The sequence below is a fragment of the Chitinophaga filiformis genome (genome assembly GCF_021646545.1).
Classification (GTDB): domain Bacteria; phylum Bacteroidota; class Bacteroidia; order Chitinophagales; family Chitinophagaceae; genus Chitinophaga; species Chitinophaga filiformis_A.
Map to the genome: position 1 here is coordinate 853,072 of NZ_JAKIRP010000002.1, position 23,269 is coordinate 876,340.

At 44.7% G+C, this 23,269-nt stretch carries 12 protein-coding genes; 9 read left to right on the forward strand and 3 right to left on the reverse strand.

Annotated features, from left to right (window positions below):
• Window positions 1–357 precede the first annotated feature (357 nt).
• Window positions 358–2,181 carry a membrane dipeptidase gene (locus L3C95_RS09680; protein WP_236387169.1) on the reverse strand — a complete coding sequence of 608 codons (1,824 nt, stop codon included), beginning with the start codon at window positions 2,179–2,181 and terminating at the stop codon, window positions 358–360.
• Window positions 2,182–3,532: 1,351 nt separating this feature from the next.
• On the opposite strand from L3C95_RS09680, the gene L3C95_RS09685 reads away from it, so the two are divergent.
• Both L3C95_RS09685 and L3C95_RS09690 read left to right on the forward strand, forming a co-directional pair.
• Window positions 3,533–4,864, forward strand: a complete 1,332-nt coding sequence (locus L3C95_RS09685) for a hypothetical protein (RefSeq protein WP_236387170.1) — start codon at window positions 3,533–3,535, stop codon at window positions 4,862–4,864.
• 958 nt (window positions 4,865–5,822) lie between these two features.
• Window positions 5,823–8,552, forward strand: coding sequence for a TrlF family AAA-like ATPase (locus tag L3C95_RS09690; protein WP_236387172.1), 2,730 nt, complete (start codon window positions 5,823–5,825; stop codon window positions 8,550–8,552).
• 58 nt (window positions 8,553–8,610) lie between these two features.
• Here L3C95_RS09690 and L3C95_RS09695 read toward each other — a convergent pair whose 3' ends face one another.
• Window positions 8,611–9,111: a hypothetical protein gene (locus L3C95_RS09695; protein ID WP_236387174.1), complete on the reverse strand. Its 501-nt coding sequence runs from the start codon at window positions 9,109–9,111 to the stop codon at window positions 8,611–8,613.
• Between the two features lie 262 nt (window positions 9,112–9,373).
• Window positions 9,374–9,817, reverse strand: coding sequence for an SDR family oxidoreductase (locus tag L3C95_RS09700; protein ID WP_410682954.1), 444 nt, complete (start codon window positions 9,815–9,817; stop codon window positions 9,374–9,376).
• Between the two features lie 274 nt (window positions 9,818–10,091).
• On the opposite strand from L3C95_RS09700, the gene L3C95_RS09705 reads away from it, so the two are divergent.
• The 7 genes from L3C95_RS09705 to L3C95_RS09735 all read left to right on the forward strand — a co-directional run bounded on the left by L3C95_RS09705 (window position 10,092) and on the right by L3C95_RS09735 (window position 23,259).
• Complete coding sequence (locus tag L3C95_RS09705; RefSeq protein WP_236387178.1) at window positions 10,092–11,759, forward strand: RICIN domain-containing protein; 1,668 nt, start codon at window positions 10,092–10,094, stop codon at window positions 11,757–11,759.
• Between the two features lie 121 nt (window positions 11,760–11,880).
• On the forward strand, window positions 11,881–14,148 hold the full coding sequence (locus tag L3C95_RS09710; RefSeq protein ID WP_236387180.1) for a GH92 family glycosyl hydrolase: 2,268 nt from the start codon (window positions 11,881–11,883) through the stop codon (window positions 14,146–14,148).
• An 83-nt stretch (window positions 14,149–14,231) separates the two neighbouring features.
• Window positions 14,232–14,849, forward strand: a complete 618-nt coding sequence (locus L3C95_RS09715; RefSeq protein WP_089833785.1) for an RNA polymerase sigma-70 factor — start codon at window positions 14,232–14,234, stop codon at window positions 14,847–14,849.
• A gap of 47 nt (window positions 14,850–14,896) precedes the next feature.
• Entirely contained in the window at window positions 14,897–15,883 is a 987-nt protein-coding gene (locus L3C95_RS09720) for a FecR family protein (RefSeq protein WP_236387182.1), read from the forward strand.
• Window positions 15,884–15,996: 113 nt separating this feature from the next.
• The gene (locus L3C95_RS09725) at window positions 15,997–19,254 is read left to right on the forward strand and encodes a TonB-dependent receptor (protein ID WP_236387184.1); all 3,258 of its coding nucleotides are present in this window, start codon (window positions 15,997–15,999) and stop codon (window positions 19,252–19,254) included.
• A gap of 16 nt (window positions 19,255–19,270) precedes the next feature.
• Window positions 19,271–20,758, forward strand: a complete 1,488-nt coding sequence (locus L3C95_RS09730; protein ID WP_236387186.1) for a RagB/SusD family nutrient uptake outer membrane protein — start codon at window positions 19,271–19,273, stop codon at window positions 20,756–20,758.
• Window positions 20,759–20,766: 8 nt separating this feature from the next.
• Window positions 20,767–23,259: a glycoside hydrolase family 38 C-terminal domain-containing protein gene (locus L3C95_RS09735; RefSeq protein WP_236387187.1), complete on the forward strand. Its 2,493-nt coding sequence runs from the start codon at window positions 20,767–20,769 to the stop codon at window positions 23,257–23,259.
• Window positions 23,260–23,269: the final 10 nt, after the last annotated feature.

Here is a 23,269-nt window from a genome sequence, read left to right on the forward strand (position 1 = left end):
GGTGGTAGAGGTCCATAGGAGCCTATTGGAGAGAATCAGATCATGGTAAGTATATAGCAAGGGGGGCATCGAGCCCAGATACAGGAATTGGAGCGTCATGGATGGTGGTGTTTAGTGAGGGGAAACGTGATTGCGGTTAAAAGTATGATATAATTTCGGGAAAAGAGTTAATAGGGAGTTAATGAGAGGGAATGGCGTGAGGTACCGCTATGGTTAGGCCGTTGCTGTCTATTGGCAGTATGCCCATAGAAATCCAATAAAAAATTGAATTAGTTTAATCATTTTTTTTGATTTTAATAAACAGAAAAATAACAAGATTTGCGTTAGGTAGTATTTGTAGGGTATCCTCTGAATGAGTTAAATTCTCTGGTCATAATACTTTAGTATAAACCTCTCTCCATTTTGGTAAAACAGTTTATTCATTAATATTTCTGGTTTATCTTCGTATTCAAGTAGTAGATGATTTTTATTAATGCATTTTGCATATGCCGGCAAATATCTACAGAGATGACTGTATAAGTGAGGAATATCTTTGGCAGTAGTGCAAACATCAATTGGGTCTACAATTCCGTCAAAGTCTGAGCCCAGAGCAATATGGTCCCAGCTTTTCGTAGTGCCCTGGAAGCGTTTTCCGGAGTGTTCCACGATATATAGAATGTTTCTCATGAGCGGTTCCAGTTTGTCAATTATTTTAAAATCAGACCTATCAAACCCCATTTTTTTTAATGAGTCATGAAGCTGTGTGTAATGCTTTGGCGAATAGTTTAATGCTTTGGCGCCTAGTACCCTTTCTTCCAAGGTGATGCCAATGATACCGTCGGACTCATATACGGCTTGTATTTCTTCGTCATAAAGGTTGATGCCCCATGGAAAGAACCAACGAGTTTTATCTGAGCACGGAATATCACCCCCTAGACATTCCCTGTATGTTGCGTAATATTTATCAGGCTTTGTCATTTCCCGGTAGTGGTCTGCAATAGGGCATGAGCTCAATACCAGCGATTGGTGCATGTTTTTGCCGCTCGCGGCTGCATGGCTAATAATTAACGGGATGTTTCTCCCTTGCTTTTTGAGGTCATTGACAATGGATATATATTCTAAACGCGCCTGCGTATCCATATGCCGCATGTCCACGAGCAGTGGTTTTTGATTGTTGCTAGTGTCTAGAAGCGCGTTCACTATTTTGTACCCTAGTTGAATGTTCCCCAGATTAGGAGTGGCTTTACAGCCGCAGCTAGAAGTGTCACGATGATATATGTATGTTTTGTCGATTAGACCACTACCATGTTTGTTGAATACCACTTCCCTAAATTTTTCTTTGTTAGCGAAGATTGCGAGTAGTCCACGAAATTTCGAATTGTCAAGTCCTTTCGCCTGCCCAGAAATACGGTTCCATGCGAGATGGCTGAGTGTAATAAAAAATGGACGATGCTCCTGTGATTTGATGGTGTTGATATTCGCTAGTAGTTCGTTGTAACATGCTTCATTTTCGCATTGGCAGTCTGGGCCTAAGTAATACTTTGAGTTTTTAGGTCCGAACAAAATATGTCCACCTTCCAAGGTCAATACTAGCGCGATTTTGTCTGCCTTCCTGGCTGCCAGTAGCTCATCTCTGTTCCGCACCAGGATAACAGATTGATCATTAATGGTCGTTTTCTCTTTCTGAAGACGTAGGAAATTATACTCACCCATATATTCTTGGAAGCCGGAGGTTGTATAAATTTCATGTTGTCGACGTTTATTGAGCCTGGTCACCAGCATCCTATTTATCTTACGCATGCTAATACGAAAAATGCCGAGAAATTTAATTTTTTCTTTAGGTGAGACCGTTAGCTTCTCCAGCGGAGTGATAGAGGTACATAGTATACTCGCCTTCGAGCCCTGTAAATAATCGTAACTCGCCTGAGGATAGCTTTTTCTTCCATAAAATCCGCTAAATGATGTCGTATTCTTATACGCTCCCGATCGGTGATCGCCGTTCCAGTTTAACATATCAACACCCGTCTGTCGTATGAAAGCGGTATCGTCCATAAGCGACGCTTTTTTAATTTTCCGGTAATAATTCTTCATGGTAGTGTGGATGTGAAAATCTACATACCGGAGGGAGTCTAATGCACTTTGTGCAACGCAGTTGGTCTGAATCAATAAGAATGCAATGCAGAATGCTACTGGATGTTTCATCAGTTGGGAAATTTTAAGGAGAAATTGGGACCTGTCTAATTCCCACCATGATAAAGTTGCCATTCTATATTCATAGTAGAATAAACTTTATTCCCCAATGACCCACTCTTGAGCTAAGTACAAGCCTGAAATGTGGTTCTTTTCGTTCTTTTTCAACAATAGCCTTTGTAGAGATCTGAAATAGAAAGTTGTTATTACTATTTGTTGATACAGCCTGATGATCTCCTAGCGCCAGGGGACGGCATGCTAGTAGCATGACAGTAAGAATATTGTACATAGCGGTTGCTTTAATTGTCAGTCTATAACGGCAGGCTGATATGACAACAGTTCTACATTATACTTTCAGGATTGTCAATTGCCTTTAAACGAAGGTGCTTAAATTATTATTATTAAAAAATACCAACTAGTTTGTATTTGAGTGAACAAATAGTAAAGAAATGTCTTGATTCCCATTAGTGCGAAGGAAATCGATGCCGCCGAGCAGTGATTTATAAACTATTTAAACACCTTTTCCCTTGTGTCGGCTATGTATTTTTGAGTTGAGTGCCAATTGAGGCGTGTTGGAAACAATTTAATTAATATGTTATACTGTATACACTCCTTTGAAGCTTCGGGGCAAGAGGTTCCAAAAAAAGCTTGCAGATAATAGCTGTGATGGCATTCTAGCGTTCTTATTTGTGGGGTGATCGCAAGCCACCAATTTTAGTACGTCCGGGCTGGTTTTTCATTCCGGTAGATATTCGACGACTCCTCCACCGTCGTCATGTCTACTGAACGATAATAGCTCGTGAGGAAGGCCTTAGTATTAATCACTATAGATTGCCAAAAGTCTACTTCCGTTAAGTTCAATCTATAACGTCTGCATTCTGAAAGATTTACTTTACATCGATAAATCTATTCGCACATGTACCGATAAAAAATACAAACTAGTTGGTATTTCTTGTGAATTAGATTTTTGTCAACTTTATAATAAATAAAACTAATTGGCACTTGTCCTTGCGTTCCAACGTTATCTTATAGGCTTACCAAGAACAAGTAGTGCTACCGCATATACTAATATGAGAGTTAGGCATTTGTTTCTTTTAATCGGCTGTTATAGATAGATAGTACCTTTTTATGTAAACTAGAATACTCTATAAGAACACTGGATTTGTTTACACCAATTGTTCAATATAATATAATATAATATAATAATGTGGGCTTAACGAATCGATAGAGTTTACGAACAGGACACGCAAGAGACCAGGATTTTGTCTGTGCTTTCCTGTAATCTCGCCAAGTGAAAAATGAAATTGTTTTATCTAATACTTGCCTGTATAATACAAACTAAAATACCCCATAAACCACCGCTATGAAACTACATCACACCAAGCTTTGCTTTTTCCTCTTCGTTTCTTTTTTGACATGCATTCCAAGGCTCGGCAGCGCTCAGAATATAGCTCTTGTACCTGGTATTAGTACGACCAAATTTCCTGTATCCAGAGCTGGAGGGCCTACTGATACCATCCAGTGTATAGTGGTAAAGGTAGAGTATTGGCTTTCATCCCCCGCTGCTGGTGGTCCCGTAAATATCGCTTTTCAGATTGTAAATCTAAGTCCAGGTGCAGGCGCTATTAGTCCGACTATTTCAATGGTGGCAGGATTAAATATTCCTGGTTTTAACTTTAGGGATAAGCACGATACAATGGAAATTCGAGTGCCTATACGGATGCAGAGTACTACTATTGTTAATAATATAGAATACTTCAGTATACAGTTGAATGGCAGCTCAGCAGGAGACCCGTCACATATTGTTTTAATGCAGGCGAACTTACCGATTACAAGTAGCCAGGGCAAGGATACTAGTATGAAAAAGGAATATATGTTCCTGAATGCGGCAAACTTTGATTTTGATGCGTCTAATAGCATAAGTTATTTGGGGCATATTAGTGCATTTGTTCCAGATCTTTACGGGAGGCTCGGTTTAAACGCTGGAATTATGAAGATAAATTTTTCTAATGATTCCATACAAACAACTGGTAGACAAATGTCTAATGTTCTTATAAAGCCTCTTGATCCAATAGCTGAGGGTACAAAGTATTTGCGTCAGTTTAATGAATCTGATTATGTCACTAAATATGTTATGTGGAGTTTTTATTTTCAGCCATTTTTAAAATTTAAATTAAGTGATAAATTGGAAATGCTACCACATCTTCATTATGAATTGCAATTGAACAAGTGGACAACTGACGTGACAAGAAGAAACATACAGACCGATACAATGGCAATGAGTGCTGAAGATGTAAACCAAGCTTATTCAGTTATCAATGATTTCGGTAGCGCTACATCTGTGAAATTTAGGAGCAACTATAGTTGGGTGAGCCATAATTTTGGAGTTGGTTCTATATTTCTTGTTAAACCATGGAGTGGTTCAAAGATTTTTGTGCAGTTTGTGGGCGGTATTTCTCTTCATGAAAAGAAGGTTCAATCGGGCAAAATACTTCCAGGTTCTTTTTTCCGAAATGCTGATAAACTTGATCTGTTTTACTTAACAAGGATCTATCTTCAGCAGGAATTGGTTGGTAACCTCGATGCAGTTTTAGGATTAAACGTGCAGCGATTTAGAACCGATGTGGTGGCTAATTATGCACCTTATCTTGGGATAAACATTGGTCTGGATGGGCTAAAAAAGTTAGTTAAATAGCGTCGTTCGATGGTCTCCTGTTATGTTTTGGAGAAAGCAAGTGTATCTATTTTTCCTACAGTAAGCTCTTGTTTGTGATATTGGATTTTGACAACAATGCTGTGACTTCAAAATTGAGTTGGCGCTTATTGGGGATTTTGATGTTGATAACCTTAGTATAGAAGTTCGATAATGTTTTTCACAGTTCTGGCTTTCAGTGGATATTTGCGATCATGTGATAACTGGTCAAAATTTTATACCAGTTTAAGAGGCGATAGAAATAACTGGTAAACTCTCATTAAATAGGTAAAGAAGAATTATGTTTAACTTTCAGTTGCTGAATGTGACGTTTCGATTTGCTGCAATTTTTTGTAAATGACCATTAGTTGATTGTCGATTAAATGATCATTTAGATACAATGTTATGTGATAGTTCATATTAGGTATGTTTTATTTGATTTTTAGTATTGATCCGTTCAAGGGAAAGAAGAAATAATTTAGAATAATGTGTATGTGAATGATAAGAAGATTAGCTTTTGCTGATTTGCCTCAATATGATTAAGTGTACAGCATCTCCGGCTGGATACATAAGCTGAAATGATTAAGCAATTCGCATCGGACAGTTTTGATACAAAATAGCTTATGTCTATCACCTATTGGTCGCTCCATTAATCGAATAAATTGATTTATTACTGCTTATATTTCAGATGCGTCTTGTTGAACGGCGAATGATGAATCGCAGGAACTGATTGATTAGTCAATGGCTTTCGACTCAAGGTGATATTTTTGAACGTAGTTTAAAGATATGAATCCGAGTAAATGTGATAGCTGAGGTTGATGATTTGGATAATAAATAAATTCCTAGGCTGTTGATGCTTAGGAGTAGTCAATTACGCTACATTTCAATTTTACACCCTAACCGCGCTCTCAATGTGTCTGATTCCATATGATTATGTTTTGTTAAAGTAAATAAAATAACGATGATAAATAATATTCATGGCGCTCGCTGGTGGAAATTTGATTTTCATAATCACACACCTGCTTCAGATGATTTTGGTAAAGGAGATGAACAACATAAAGGGATTACACCCGAGAATTGGTTGTTGATGTATATGCGAGCTGGCATTGACTGTATTGCTATTACTGATCACAATTCGGGTGAGTGGATTGACAAATTGAAGGTGGCGCTTCAGGTACTAGATCAAGCGAAGCCTGCCGGTTACCGAAAGATATTCTTGTTTCCAGGTGTTGAAATAACGGCATCTAATAACATACATGTTCTTGCTTTGTTTGATCTATCGGCTGAAACGAAGGAGATCCATGCTTTATTAGGAGCAATCAATTTCCCGAGCCAGAAATTTGGTACTTCGGAAGCGACAAGCTCAAAGAGTGTGGAAGAAGTAATTGATGAAATTCATAAAAAGGGCGGAATCGCGATTCCTGCGCATGTGGATAAGGCCTGCGGACTTTTCGGACTTACGGGCCATACATTGTTACAAGCCCTGAAAGCCGAAGAACTACTTGCCATCGAGGTTGTCAATAGTGCAGTAGAGAAACCTGAACTGTATAAACAATCGAAGTTATCATTGGCGGAGGTACTTGGCTCGGATAGCCATATTGCAGCGCAGGTTGGGAGTAATTTTACATGGGTGAAAATGGGACAGCCGTCTTTAGATGCCCTAAGATTAGCTTTGCATGACTGCGAAGATGCAATAGTTCGCAAGGATGACTGTATTTCTGACCCGAACCTTATCAATAATAGATACTTTATAAAGTCGATTTCAGTTTCAAATGGCTTTAAAGCTGGGAATGGTAGACCCTTAGATGCAAAGTTAAGCCCCTGGCTTTCTTCTATTATCGGTGGTCGGGGATCCGGAAAATCAACTATATTGAATTACCTCCGAATTGCACTCAACAGAATTGTTGACATGCCTAAGGATATACAATCTGAGTTTGATAAGTTTAATCAGATTGGCAAGAAGGATTTAACGGGGATGTTGAGAGATGCGACAGTTATTAAAGTTGAGATATTTAAGGACGGTAAGTTACATTTGATTACATGGAATCAAAAAGGTCATTCGCTACAAACATGGAATGAAGATTCCAAAAATTGGAGTAGTGCAACTCTTATTTCTAATATTAATGAATTATTCCCAATTCAGATATTTAGCCAAAAGGAGCTGTATGCACTAACTGGAGATCCCTCTAAACTGATAGAGCTTATCGATTCCCAATTCGATAAACAGAAATGGCTCGAGGAGAGAGAGCGTTTAAACGGCAAATGGCTTGCAGGAAGAGCACAAGAGAGGCAGTTGCGGATCGCTATTTCGGATAAACAAAATTTAGAAACGCAGCTTGAATTGACCAATAATAAAATAAATATCTATGAAAGTTCTGAATATAAGGAGACTTTAGGTACTTTTAATAAGTTATTAGCGACTAACGGGTTTTTCGAAACAACCGCTGTACATATTAGCCAATTTATTCTGGAATTGGACAGTTTAAGTGCTAAGGTGCCAAATATTCAGATGCCGGATAGTTTGTCGGAGACACTCGCGGTTGAATCAACTCAAATCATTCAGCATCTACAATCTGCGTTGTCTGGAGCAAGTCAAAAAATTTCTGAAGCTAAAGTGCTATTAGAACCATATAAATCGGATTTACAAAATCAGTTTAGTGCATTACCATGGTTTAAAGAGTTTGTAATAGCGAAAAGCGCCTACGAGGCAATTTTGGATAAAATTCAGGAACTTGGAAATGAATCTTATGAAGCCTTGATTCAGAGGAGAAATTCTTTGATAAACAAACTTGCCATGTTGGACACACAGAAGCAGCAGCTTGAGACATTGAAATCTGAAGTGCGGAGTCTTTATATCTCAATAATTGATAAGGAAAGGGAATTGAGACTAAACCGGAAAGCAATAATTGATAGATGGAAGGAATATGACAACGCAGAAAATCCTTTTCTTATAATTGAATTGAAGCCGATGTGTGACGGGGGGAACGCGAATATCACATTCCGTAAATTACTGAGGAAGGAGGGCTCTGAGTTTGCTACATACATTTACTCATACAATGAAGAGACGGGTGCTGCATCTGGATTAATTGGAACAATACTTAATGAAGCAGAGGATACGCGTTGGGATAAAAGGGTTGAAGTAATTGAGAATTTTGTATCAGCTAACGAAAGCGATGCTAAAGGGCTTGACGTAAGATTGGCGAGGCACATTTCATGGCTTAATCAAAATACTCCCGAGGACATTGATCGTCTACTAGTATGGGTTCCTGAAGATAAACTTGTGTTGAAATTTAAGAAGCAGGGACGAGAGGAGGATATTCAAACAGGATCAGCGGGAGAGAGAACTGCCGGAATGTTGGGATTACTTTTAGCGCTCAACAATATTCCTCTAATTATTGATCAACCGGAGGATGATTTAGATACACGACTTATTTCTTCTTTTGTTGTGCCAGGATTCAAAGCATTGAAACAAAAGAGGCAACTATTGCTTGTAACGCACAATCCGAATATTGCGGTAAATGCAAACTCAGATAGCATTCTTCATATGAATTTCAACTCCGGCCAAATAGTCGTTGACGGAAATGATGCTTTACAGAATAGAGATATAAGACTGGCTGTATGCAATGTGATGGAGGGAGGAAAAGACGCGTTATATAGGCGATATTACAGAATTTCTAAAGCGTTGAAATGATAAAGCGAGAAATATGTGAACGTTGGGATTGAGAATCAAATGACCAATAAAATCCCAACTATAACTCTTCCGTGTAGTTCTTTTCTCCTTTTATCAATTCAATAGAATGCTCAACAAAGTCTAAAGAACTGTCTGGCCCTTTGTCTGTGGCCGTTATTTCCAAAAGTATCCGACGCTCTTCCAATAACGCCAAAGCGTTTTCTCTAATTTCCGATGAAATTGCAGGTGCAAGTTTCCGGAGTATTTCGTATGCCTGATATCTTGGCTCATACTCCATTTCGCAAACCATCTTTACAAATTCAATGAAATAGTTCTTTACCTCCAGGTTCTCCAAAGCGTATACCAAAGACCCGTTGTCATGGGACAAATTTTGGTCATTGATTTTTTTAATTATAAAGGGGATTGCCTTATTATATTTAATGTCGGAGAAAATGAGGGGTATTTGATTTCTGATTACATGGTTTTTCGTAACCATAAAGAACCTTAGTAATTCTTCTTTATCCTCGTCAGTAAGACTTTCAGCATTCATCCCTTTTAGTGCCCGATATAATTCTGTCATAGCTTCGACTCTATAAAATTAAATTGTTTTAGCCTCTTTTAATGTCCCGTAGGTTGGCATTTTTTCGTTATTAGCAGCTTCTGAAAGCTGCCTTGGGCAAATTAAAGGTAACAATTTTGTCGTCCTTCAAACAGTCTTAATTTTTGGACTTGCTACAGGGTCGGATGTTGTGGGGCCGGAGATAATATGTAATATCTCCGGCCGGCCTTCACATTTTTTGTGCCTGTAGTGATAGATTCCCGAACAGGAACCGTTTAGGTATTTAGTTAACTACCGGGAAATTTCCTCCATCGATAACAAGATTTGCGCCGGTGATATAGGAGGCGGCAGGTGAAACAAGGAAGTAAACCAGTTCAGCCGTTTCTTCCGGATTGGCCATTCTTCCCAGCGGTACACTGCCAACTCTTTCGAAAAGCTTTTGAGTCATTTCCTCTACGGTGATGTTTGCCTGTTTTGCATAACCCCCCAAAAAGGCAACCATAGCCTCCGTTTTAGTTAAACCGGGAGATACGGTTACTACTCTTATGCCTTTACTGGCTACCTCTGTAGCCAATGCCTTACTGTAGGTGTTCAATGCTGATTTTGCAGTACTATAAGCCATGGTGGACTCCCAGATGGGGAATTGGCTACTGGTAGTGGATATATGAATGATCACACCACTTTTTTGCTCCAGCATATTGGGTAGTATATCTGGCGCCAGAATCAGATGTCACAGCGTCTAACATTAGAAGTTAGCCACTATTGCGCCTGCTGTCAGGGACTGCGAAGCCACTAATAACAGGATAGCCGGTCTGTTGGGGCTGCCATCGCCTGAAATACATCACGTCTTAGGTTTATTATGTTGTCATCTGGCCACACAAACTATTTTTTGAAAAAGGGAAACAAACAATGGCGGATGTCATCGCCACAGGTGTCTAATAAAGTGGAGAGCGCCTATACACTTGTTATCAACCTCATACTTAACCTTTAAAATCCACTTTATGAAAAAGAGTCCAGCATTGCTGGTAATGAGTCTGCTGACATTCATGGCCTGCAAACAAAGTTTGCTGACGCCTGCCGAAAAACCAAAGAACGCTGATAATACAGTAGGTCTAAGTCAGGCTATTACGGCTGATTACATCACTGTCAGCATCAAAAATGTCAAGAGCAGCAAATTCCTTGAAGTAGCAGGAAATCCTGTGCAAAACGCGAAATTCAAAGACAACGCATTGCTGCAGCAATGGGAGACTTCCCTTTCTGGTACAGAGACAAACAGGTGGCAGAAATGGCACCTGATTTATCAGACAACAGTTAATGGTACGAGATATTATCACATCCGTAACCTACACAGTGGTAAACTGGTGGATGTTCCTGCTGGTACCGGCACGTCTGGTACGGTCTTGCAGCAATATGCTGCATTTCCCCTGGCGGCTGATCAGCAATTATGGAACCTTACAGATGTTGGCAGCGGACAATACCGCATTGTCAATAAAGGTAATGGCTTGTCATTGTCTGTAGCTGGTGGGTCTACCAGTAATGGTGCACAGGTCATACAGGAGACTACTGCGAGTGATAACAGACAGTACTGGACAATTACGGAGATTGCGCCAGATACCTATCGCGACGACCAGGTGGTGCGCTTCTTTAACCGTAACAGCGCCAGTCTGGGATCCGCAGCCTTTGATCAGGGCAATACGATTCCGCTGACATGGGGTGCTAACAACGGAAAAGTGCTCTGGGTAACACAGGATGCCTGGGATGGATCGCAGGTACAGTCAAATGGTATGTTCAACTGTGGTAATTTCTTCAGTTATAATAACTCCATATTTATACAGCCGTCGAAAACAGACTGGAACCCGAACAACGCACCTAATATGACTATTCCCAACAGCACTTCCGGTAAACCCAAACAGATCTGTAATATACAGCCGGGTACTAACTGGAGCTGGCCTGGTCCGGGTGTAGAGATTGGTGACAAAGTCTATATGCAATGCGGTGAAGGGAATGGTCTGAATGCGACCAATCAATCCCTGTACCGCCTGACGCAGAGTGCTACTACGCAGTGGACTGCCGAACGTCTGATGCCGAATGGATTTAGCAATTATACCGCTATCAATTATTCTACCGGCCTGGTAAAACCAGGGGATGGCTATGTATATGCTTTCGGTAGCGAGGCAACGAGTTTCGGTTATGCCAGTTATATACATGTCGCCAGGTTCCCTGAAAGTAATCCGCTGCAATGGCAATATTGGAGTGGATCAGCATGGACTTCCAGTCCCGCAGCAGGCGCCGCTTCCAAGATTGCCGACGCCAGAGGTAGTAACAGTGTGGCCTATCTGAATGGTAAGTATATCCTCATGACAATGGATCAGGGATTCAATTGCGATCCTGACAGAAGCGTGTATATTGCTACGTCTACTTCTCCTACAGGACCATTTACCGCACAGATTAAGGTATATACCATACTGGAGTATTTTAAGGAACAATACACCCGTTACTATACGCCTGTCATCCATCCGGAGTTTAGCAACGGCAGAAATGAGCTGTTGCTGACGTATAGTGTCAACTTCTCTGCCTGCGGACTGGATGGTTGCGAAGGCGCATGGCTGGATCCGTATTATTACAGATTGAAAGGCATCAGGGTGCCTTATTCAAAAATTGGTTTGTAAACTGATGATAGTGGCTGACAGGTAGCTAAGGCGCTCTCTTAAATTCCACTGGCGGTAACCGTCATTTCAGGTGTCTATTATAGACAGGTGTCTCAAAGACGATAAAACATTATTACATTCTATGCTTAGGGAAATTATCACAACTTTGTTATGCGGAGCCGGGATAATGGCGTCTGCACAACAAAAGGATCTGGTGGCTTATGCGAATACTTTACAGGGGACAAATTCTGAATATGCCCTCAGTCATGGGAATACTTATCCGACAACAGGGCTGCCCTTCGGGATGCACGCCTGGTCCCCACAGACCGGCAATAACGGCGATGGCTGGAAATACCAGTATAAGGCTACGACGATCCGCGGCTTTCAACAGGTGCATCAGTGTAGCCCATGGGTAGGAGATTATGCAGTATTCAGTCTGATGCCGGTGGTAGGAACCTTGAAGGTGAACGAGGAACAACGCGCGGCCGCATTCAGTCATAAAGATGAAACGGCCAGACCGGATTACTATAAAGTAACTTTTCATAATAAAACAACTGCAGAAGTGACACCTACAGAGAGAGGGGCACATCTGCGTTTCACTTTCCCGGCAAAAACGCCGGCCTATGTTGTGCTGGACGGTTATAATGCGCTGAGTGGTGTAAAGATCTATCCGGTGGAAAGAAAGATCACCGGCTATGTTACGAACGGACGGTTTATTCCGCAGCACTTCAGGAACTATTTTGTGATCGTTTTTGATCAGCCATTCGAAGCGGCGGGTACCTGGGAAAATGTAGAAGGACAGATCTTTACGGATGCTCTCTCTGGAGAGGGGAAAGGGATAGGCGCATTTATCCGCTTCCGTAATGGCGCAAAGGTACAGGCGAGGGTCGCTTCTTCGTATATCAGTGCCGAACAGGCGGAGCTGACCTGGCAAAAGGAACTGGCTGGATTTAAGGAGCTGGAGCAGACAAGGGCGGCTGCTAATAAAACCTGGAATACGCTTTTCAACCGGGTACTGGTGGAAGGCGGTTCCGAAGAAGATAAAGCCACTTTCTATTCCTGTCTGTTCCGCGCCAACCTGTTTTCACACCAGTTCTTCGAATATGATGCACAGGACGCAGCTCACTATTTCAGTCCTTACGATGGTAAGGTACACAGTGGTTATATGTATACAGATAATGGTTTCTGGGATACTTTCCGTGCCCAGTTTCCGCTGAATACGATTTTGCATCCCACGATGGAAGGCCGTTATATGCAGGCATTACTTGATGCACAGCAACAATGCGGCTGGTTCCCCGCCTGGTCTTTCCCCGGAGAGACGGGCGGTATGTTGGGTAATCATGCTATTTCCCTATTGACGGATGCCTGGGTGAAAGGGATCCGGACATTTGATCCGAAGCAGGCACTGGACGCCTATTTCCATGAAGCCATGAATAAAGGCCCATGGGGTGGCGCTAATGGCCGTGCGGGCTGGAAGGAGTATTATCAGCTGGGTTATGTCAGCTTTCCGGAATCGCATGGCAGTACTTCCCAGACCCTGGAATATGCCTATGATGATTTCTGTGCGTATCAGCTGGCAAAGCTGACAGGGAATCAATTCTATCAGTATGTATTCGGGCGTAGCCTTTACAATTATAAAAATCAGTATGACAGTGCCACCGGTTTTATGCGGGGGCGTAAGCTGGATGGCAGCTGGGTGGAGCATTTTAATCCGGTGAAATGGGGCGGTCCATATACAGAAGGTAATGCCTGGCATTGGCAATGGTCAGTATTTCATGATGTGCAGGGCCTGATAGACCTGATGGGAGGGGAAGCCCGTTTTGTTGCGAAACTGGATTCCGTTTTCACTGCCGGGAATAAGGTGGATGTCGGCTATTATGGTCAGATGATCCATGAAATGACGGAGATGGTCAATGCGGATATGGGACAATATGCGCATGGCAATCAGCCGGTACAGCATATGATCTACCTGTATAATTATGCCGGTCAGCCGTGGAAGGCACAAGCACATGCAAGAGACGTCATGAAACGGCTGTATAATGCCGGTCCGGACGGTTACCCCGGTGATGAGGACCAGGGGCAGATGTCTTCATGGTACGTCATGAGCGCTCTTGGTTTCTATAGTGTGTGTCCGGGTACGGATGAGTATGTAATTGGCAGTCCGCTGTTCCCGAAGGTCACACTCACCCTGGAAAACGGGAAACAGTTTGTCGTAGAGGCGCGTCATAATAGTCCGGAGAATGTGTATATACAGTCTGCCACCCTCAATGGCCGTCCGTATCCACATAACTGGATCCGGCACACAGATATTACCAATGGCGGAGTGCTGGTACTGGAAATGGGAAAGGAGCCGGCGAAGGGCCGTGGACTGGAAGCAGCCGACAAACCTTATTCCATCAGCAGGCGTTGAAGATGTCCGCATCGCTAATTTCCGCGGAGATTTAGATACTTGTGCTAAAACGATTATATTAGCTGGTAGTTTGAACTCAGGCGATGCGACAAGATTATTCCACGTTTACCGATGAAGAAGTGTTCCTGCTCGTGAAGAAGGGGGACGACAAAGCATTCGAAGAAATTTTCAGACGTTTCTGGCAGGAGTTGCTGGATGCGGCCTATCGCCGCGTAAAAGTACAGGAAACTGCTATGGAACTGGTTCAAAGCCTGCTTGTGAACCTCTATCTGAAAAGGGAGACGATTGAACTCCGGACCTCTCTCCGCAATTATCTGCATATTTCATTAAAAAATAAAGTACTGAACGCAGTACGGGCTGAAGTTGTGCGTAACACTTATCAGCAGCATATGCTGGCAGACAATGGCCTGTATCAGGCTGATGCCGCCACCAGTCTGCAACTGAAGGAGTTACAGGAGCAGATCGATGCTTCCTGTGCGGGCATGCCGGAAAAATGCCGGGAGGTCTTTTTCCTGAGCCGGAAGGAGCACCTGTCGTATCAGCATATTGCACAAAGGCTCGGCATATCAGTGAACACTGTGGAGAAACACATGGTGAAAGCATTGAAAATACTGCGTTCACGCCTGAAAGAATATAACTTTACACTGTTCTGGCTGATGCTGTTAGTACTGCTTGGATGGGAAATTTTCAGCAAATTTTAAATACAGTGGCGGTAGGACGCTTTTCAGGTGTCTAATGTTTAGAAACTATGGACATAAGCAATACCAGGTTAAAAGAATTATTGGATAAATATCTCGATGGTACGGCCTCTGCGGAGGAGATCAGTGAGGTGGATGCATGGTATGGGTCTTTCGCGTCGCATAAGGGCGTCACGGAGCAATTAAACGCAGATCAGCAGGTGGCACTGGAGCAACTGCTCTTTTCCCGTATTCATCGGGAAATCAGTCAGGCAGAGGCGCCGTTGCGCGTACTCAGGTCCCGTGCCCGTTACTGGTGGGCTGCCGCCAGTGTGGCGGTACTGCTTGCAGCAGGCGGCGTGTATTATGCCCTTAACCGTACGACGGTGCAGGGAGTTGGGGGTAGCATGATCACAGCAAGGGCTGAAAAGGGAAGTATCAGGAAGATCACATTGCCAGACAGCAGTATCATCTGGCTGAATGCAGATAGTAAAATACGCTATGCACAGCAGAATGGCCGTGAGATCTGGCTGGAAGGGGAAGGGTACTTTGAAATCGCGCCCCGGCAGGAAGAGGGTTTCCTGGTACATACCGGACAACTCGATGTACAGGTACTGGGTACCAGTTTTAATATTGACGCTTATGCGCCGGCTGATTCGATCACTGTAACCGTGAGTAGCGGTAAGGTGGCGGTCAGGACGGAGAAAAATAGAGACGTCGCCATTGCTGCCAATCAACAGGCGGTGTATAAGGCAACGGCTGACAGGATAAACAGATACGATATCAGTGCGGCTGATTTTGGCGCCTGGAGGGAGGGGCTGCTGGTATTTAAAAACGCCAGTTTTGAAAGCATTGCCCGTACGCTGGAACGCCGTTATAAGGTGCATATCCGCTTCGACGGACAAAAAACAGCTTCCGCCCTGCTTTCTGCCAGATTCGGCAAGGATGAGCCTATAAAGGACATTCTACGCATGTTATGCGATATATATGGTTTCAACTACCGGCAGGAACCAGGTAGTGAGGAATACCTGGTGTATGATGCGCAGCCACATCATTGACCGGATCCAACTGTTCGGATGAAGTGATAATGGGAAGTTATGAAAGGAGAATTGCGCAGTGTCTGCATTGGCGCGCCATCAAAATGGCCTGCCTGTTATTCCTATGCGCTTTAATGATGGCTGGAAATGTCTTTGCACAAACGGGTACAGAAAGAGATCTGAGACGTACAATGGTTGACATACAGGTCGTCAATCAGTCTTTCGATAAAGTATTTGAACAGATCGAAGCCACAACCGCATTTCGGTTTGTATTCAATCCGTCGGAAATCGCCCGGAGCGGTAAGGTCACCATCAGCAAAAAAAATATTTCAGTTGAGCAGGTGCTCAGACTCCTGCCTTCGCCTTTACAATATGAGCTGCGGGGTAGTAACATATTGATCCTTGAGGAAAGGAAGCCTGTGAGCAGCGCCGCTCCACGGCTGCTACACACGGGTCGTGTATCGGATGCGGAAGGGCATGTATTGCCTGGCGTCAGTATTACCGTAAAACGTACTGCACGCAGGGTGATCACGGATGAAGAAGGCGCGTTCCGTATTGAAGCTGGCCTGGGAGACACTTTACGTTTTTCCCTGCTGGGTTTTCAGGACCAGGAAACGGCTGTTTCGCTGTCTGCTCCGCAGGACATTGTCTTACAGCCTGGTTCATCTGCGCTCCGGGAAGTAGTGGTGATCGGTTATGGTTCTGCCAGTAAAGAGAACCTGACCACGGCCATCGGCACCGTAAAAGGAGAGCAGCTGAATGAAAGGGCGACGACTTTAAACGTTATGCAGGGATTAGCCGGTAAGGTGGCAGGTGTCAGTGTAATGATGAATTCGGGTAAACCGGGTGGTAATCCTATCGTGAAGATCAGGGGTACGGGTTCTATCAATGCTTATAACGGTCCGCTGTATGTGGTCGATGGTATTGTAGGCGCTGACCCTATGAACATCGATCCGAACATTGTTGAGTCAGTGGATGTGCTCAAAGATGCGGCAGCTTCTGCGATCTATGGGGCCAGGGGGGCAAACGGGGTGATTGCCATCACCACAAGGAAGGGCGGTAAAAACACACCGGCCATCTCCTTCCGTAATACCCTCAGCTTTGCTACACTGGCCCGGGAGATAGACCTGATGGATGCAAATGAAGCACTGGAGATGTTCAAGCGTGAATACGAATATCAGCCTGGCCGTATTGCGCCGCATCTTGATCCTGACAGGCAGTTTTCCCGGAAAGAAGATCTGTTCAATGCAGATGGTACGCCTAAGTACAATACAGATTGGCAGAAAGAAGCCAGTCGACTGGCGGTATCGCATGAACATGCGCTGTCGTTTTCTTTAGGTAAAGAAGACATTTCTGCGCTGGCAGGACTTTCTTATAACGATCAACAGGGAATTCTGATCAACAGTTATTCCCGTCAGGTGAATGGGTTTATCAATCTCGGCTGGAACGTAAAGAAATGGCTGCACATTCAGACGGTGCTGAACAGCGGTGCATTCAAGCAGAATAACGTTGACATTAATACGTTCGGCCTGAATGCCGTACGCCAGATCTATGAATTTCTGCCTTTTTTCCCGGTGAGATACCCGGATGGCACTTATTCCCGGAAAGCGGATTATCCGGGAGCAGAGAGTTCTGAGAATCCGGTGCGGCTGATGAATGAGGTGCAATCAGTAGCAGGACGTACCTATACCATGGGCAATCTGCTGGCTACCTTTTACCTGAGTCCTAAGCTGCAGTTTACCGCAGGTATCAGCGGACAAACAGGCGCCAGCTATAATTTATATTTCTCCGGCAGGGATATCATCGGTTATTCCGATGTACAACAGGGAGTGGCTACACGGGGGCATGGTCAGACCGGCTCCTGGACTTCGGAAGATTATTTTACCTGGAAGGACAATTTCGGGAAACATCACCTGACAGGCGTAGCCGGCGCCAGCTGGTATTACTTTGCCAGTATGAATACACAGGCAGGCAGTGAAGGATTTTTTGATGATTTCTTCTCGTATAATAGTCTGCAGACAGGTCTGGTGCCACAGCGGCCAACGTCCGGCTCAAGCCGGAATGCGATGAATTCGTTTTACATGCGGTTCAACTATGACTTTGATAACCGCTACCTGTTCGGCATATCCCTGCGGGCAGATGGATCCTCGCGTTTTGGCGCTAATAACCGCTATGGTTACTTCCCCAGTTTTTCGGCCGCCTGGCGTGTATCGTCGGAGCCTTTTCTGCAGGACGTGCGTAGCATCAACAGTCTGAAACTGCGTGTCAGCTATGGTATAGTGGGTAATTCTGATATCGGCGATTATGTGACACAGAGCAGGATTAATAGTGGTCAGACGCCTTTTGGCGGACAGGTAGAGCCTTCTGCCACACTCGGCGGATTGGGTAACCGGGATCTCAAATGGGAGAGGGCGCATCAGCTGAATCTTGGTGTGGATGCCACCTTGCTGGATAGAAGGGTACAGTTTACCGCAGATGTCTATAACAGGATCACCAAAGACCTGCTGTATTTTAAACTGTTGCCGTCTACCTCCGGATATGAAGGAGTGTTTGATAATATAGGATCGATCCGTAACAGGGGACTTGAGTTGTCATTGACGACGGAGAACATCCGCAGGAAGAATTTCTCCTGGAATACTTCACTGATCTATTCCATGAACCGCTCGCTGGTGCTGGACCTGAACGGAGATATCATGTATCCGTGGGCAGGACGTATCATGGAGGGAAGGCCCTTAAATGAATTCTATGGTTATCAGCGACTGGGTACCTGGGGTACAAATGAAGCTGCAGAAGCGGCTGTATACGGGAAGAAACCAGGCGATCTCAAATATGCAGACCTGAATCATAACAAGGTGAAAGACGCGGGAGACCGTACAGTATTGGGGAATGGGATGCCTGATTTCGAAGGTAGTATTGTGAATACCATCAACTATCGGAATTTCTCCCTGGCCCTCGATCTGCAGGTGATATACGGGCATAGTCTGGCGAACCTGACACGGCTGATTATGGAAAATGCGGCGCCTGCTACGAATAGTTACAGTAGCCTGCTGGATGCCTGGACACCGGAACATCAGGGCACAATGAATGGTGCCCTGCGTTTACCAGGTGATGGTTTTGACAGTGAGATCGACAGTTATAATATCGAGAAAGGATCGTTCCTGCGGGTGCGTAATATCACATTGGGTTATCGTTTGCCATCGGTATGGCTGAAACGCTGTCGCCTGCGGTCGGCAGTACTGGGTGTGAGTGCGGAGAATTATTTTCTCTTCACGAAATACAAAGGGTATGACCCGGAAGCCTCTTCTTTTGACGGAGACTTTAACCAGGGTGTGGATCTGTACCAGTATCCGAAGGCCAAAACGCTGGCCGTCACACTAAACGTTACATTTTGAATAAAGGAATTGAGATATGAAACGAATGCGCTTTCTGCTGCCCTTGCTGACGGTCTTAACGTCCTGCGTCAATTTTCTGGATGAACAGCCATCTGGTTCCCTGGGGCCTGACGACTACTATAAAACGGCAGAGCAGATCAAAGCGGCTGTCAATGGCACTTATGAGGGCCTGTCGCTTCCCTATACCGAGAATATAGGCGTAGCTGTTAGCCCGGTGTATTCTCTGGAGTATATCACCGGCTACAGCCGACGCCCAAGACCTTCGGGTTTTGAAGATGATCAGTTCCTGCGGCTGGACAGACTGGATGCCGCTAATTCCAGGCTGCAGGCATGGTGGAATGCGACTTATTATCCGGTTGAGAACTGTAATAGTGTGATAGAAAATGTGAGTGTCAGTACGCTGATAGATGAGACCACTAAACAACGGTACCTGGGGCAGGCGTATTTCATGCGCGCCTGGTATTATTTCCAGGGAGTACAGCTCTTCGGGGATATACCACTGAAACTGACCACAACGAAAGATCCGAATGATGTGAGGATCCGCCGTTCACCCAAGGAAGCGGTGTATGATCAGATTGTGAAAGACCTGCTAAAGGCCGAGAACAGCGGTTTGCCCTGGGTAGATCAGAGCGGGCATGTGAGTCTGGGGGCGGTGAAATCATTGCTGGCAAAAGTATACCTGACAATGGCCGGTTACCCGATGCAAAGGGGGATCACGTATTACGGAAAGGCATATGATAAGGCGCTGGAGGTGATCAACAGCAGACAGTTTAATCTGTTTGAGACTTATAAAGATCTCCGTGATCCGGCGAAGATGAATACGGGAGAAAACATCTTTATGTTACAACGTCATCCGACGATGGCGGAAAGTAATATTCATAGTGCGTATCTGCCATATCCTACTGAGCCGATTTCCATACAGCCTGCCTATGGTGGGGCTATGGCGCCGACACTTGCTTTCTATAATTCTTATGCGGCGAATGATGGGCGTAAACAGGAGCAGGCGTTTTATTATACCCGCTATCCGCGATATGATAACCCAACAGAAATGATCACGTTTTCAGACCCTTATATTTTTAAGTTCTGGGATGCGGATGCAGAAAAAACGGGGCGTTCAGGCGCTAACTTTCCGCTGATACGTTATGCAGATCTGTTGTTGGTGTGTGCAGAAGCAAAGAGTCAGCTGGATGGTGGCAGTACCACAGATGCGGCAGCGATTGCGGCTTATTATGCGGTACGTCAGCGCGCGTTTCCGGCAGCAGTGCAACCAACAATATTAACAACAGACGATATTCTGAAAGAGAGATACTGGGAGCTTTGTTTTGAATTCCAGACATGGTATGACATGTTGCGCACACGTAAAGCGTTTGATGTGGTCAACGGTACGATAACCAACCTGTTAGGATACAAAGCACCGAATCACCTACGGGCCTTTGAACTGAAAGACCTTGCGTTTCCGCTGCCATTAGCGGAAGTTCAGAAAAACCCGGATTTAGCACTTTAAACGACAAGATGAAACATACTATTCTTTGCCTCGCGGTGCTATGCACCGTTGGGGTGGGGCAGTCCATTGCCCAGCAGCACTATTTTATCGATGGTTATCATGGCGGAAAGTACGGACACTATCCGCCAGGATATACCCAATACATTGTAGAGCAGTTACAGGCACATCCTGAATGGAAGATCAACCTGGAAATAGAACCTGAAACCTGGGATGTGGCGAAGGTGGAAGAGCCGGCAGCATATGCCAGGCTGCAGCAGTTATTTGCCGATCAGTCAGATGCTGGCAGGATCGAATATGTCAATCCGGGTTACGGACAGAGCTATCTGTACACCGGTTCAGGCGAGAGTATGATCCGGCAGTTCAGTTACGGGATGCAGCATGTCAGACAGCATTTTCCTGGCGCTGTTTTCAGTACTTATTCCAGTGAAGAGCCCTGTTTTACCAGTGCATTGCCACAGGTGCTGTTGTCCTTTGGCTTTAAATATGCAGCGCTGAAAAATCCGAATACCTGCTGGGGTGGATATACCCGTGCCTTTGGTGGTGAAGTGGTGCAATGGCAGGGTCCTGACGGAAGTATAATACCTACAGTACCGAGATATGGCGTAGAAGCATTGCTGCCTAATTCTACCTGGCAGACGACTGCCTGGAATAACAGCAGTGAGTATATACAATCAGCACTTGCCGCCGGCATCCGGCAACCAATAGGGATGTGTTTACAGGATGCCGGCTGGCGTAATGGTCCCTGGTTGAAACAACAGGCGAAATACGAAACCTGGCGTCATTATATCGGTCACGTAGCAGATACGCAACATGCTGCCGTATGGGCATTCAACCAGGAAGATGTACAAGTGAGCCTGGTATGGGGCGCACAGGCTTTACAACGCATCGCACAACAGGTGAGACAGGCAGAAAATAAATTGGCTGTCGCAGAAAAGTATGCAGCTATCAGTTCGCTGGTACAGCATCTTCCCTGGCCCAAAGCTGACCTGGACAGCGCCTGGAAGACTTTGTTACTTTCTCAGCATCATGACTGCTGGATCGTGCCTTATAATGGCAGCAATGGCGATACCTGGATAGATAAGGTGCAGGACTGGACAGACAATACGCTGCGTGTGAGTGATAGTATTCTCCTGCAGGGAACGGAGACAGATCGTGCTTTACGAGTGCTTAACACGACTGCCACTGCCAGAGAAGAGTGGGTCGTGGTGCCTGCTTACAGGGGCGCTTCGGCAAAGGTAACTGATAACAAGGGCAAGGCGGTAAAGGCATATATACAGCGGGATAGTTCACTGATATTTAAAGCGAGCGTTGCGCCGATGGGATTCAATGTTTATCATATCAGCGAAGGTGCAAAGACAGGTGCTGGTCCAACACGCAACAGACAATTAGCAGATGGCCGCTACCAGATAGAAACAGATCAGTACCGGATGATCATAGATCCGGCCAGAGGCGGGGTTATTACCAGTCTGATCGCGAAACAACTGAACAACCGGGAAATGGTAGATCGTAACCATTCACGCAGTTTTAATGAACTGAGGGGTTATTTTTATCAGCAATCGGCCTGGCGTTCCAGCACAGATACGGCGGCAGCTGTAAGGCTGAAAGAAGACAATCCCGCACGTACTGTAGTAGAGATCAAAGGCGCTATCGGCGGACATCCGTTTACGCAGCTGATCACTTTAGCGAATGCTGCAAGCCGCATAGATATGCAGCTGAAAATTGACTGGCAGGGTGAGCCGGGTATTGGTGCGCCCCCGGCGAAGCATTATCGGGTGGAAGATTATCACAAAGCATTTTATAACGACAGTTTCAAACTGCAGGTCTTGCTTCCGCTCAATCTGGCACAGCAGCAGTTAAGTAAAGATGCGCCGTATGATGTAACAGAGAGCCGGTTGACAAATACTTTTTTCAGTAGCTGGGATAGTATCAAGAATAATGTATTGTTACACTGGGCTGATGTGACAGATGGTAAAACCGGGCTGGCACTGTTTGCGGATCATACGACGAGTTATGTACACGGAGAAAACTATCCCCTGGGCTTTACGGTGCAATTTACCGGTACCGCACTATGGGGCCGCAATTATAATGTGACAGGACCGACAGATATACACTATGCCATTCTTCCGCATAGCGGGGCCTGGGATAAAGGTGGCGTGAGTGAGGAAGCTACCCGCTGGTGTGAGCCGCTTAAACTATTGCCTGCTGCCAGCGAAGCTGCATTTTCCCTGCTCTCTGTGGCAGATCAGCGTTGGCAGATACCTGCGATGATGATGGATGGAGATGACCTGCTGATCCGGGTATATAATGCGGCTGGTGATAACAGGGAACATACCTTGTCTGTTACCGGCACTGCTGCTGCTGCCATCATGGAGCGACTGGATGGTCAGTCGCTGGAAACGCTTCCTGCAGCTCAACAGGAAGGTAAAACAATCATCCGTTTAGCGATACCTCGTTTTGGTATCCGCACTATTCGTTTAAAAAATATAAATATTCAGCATTAATCCGCTCCGT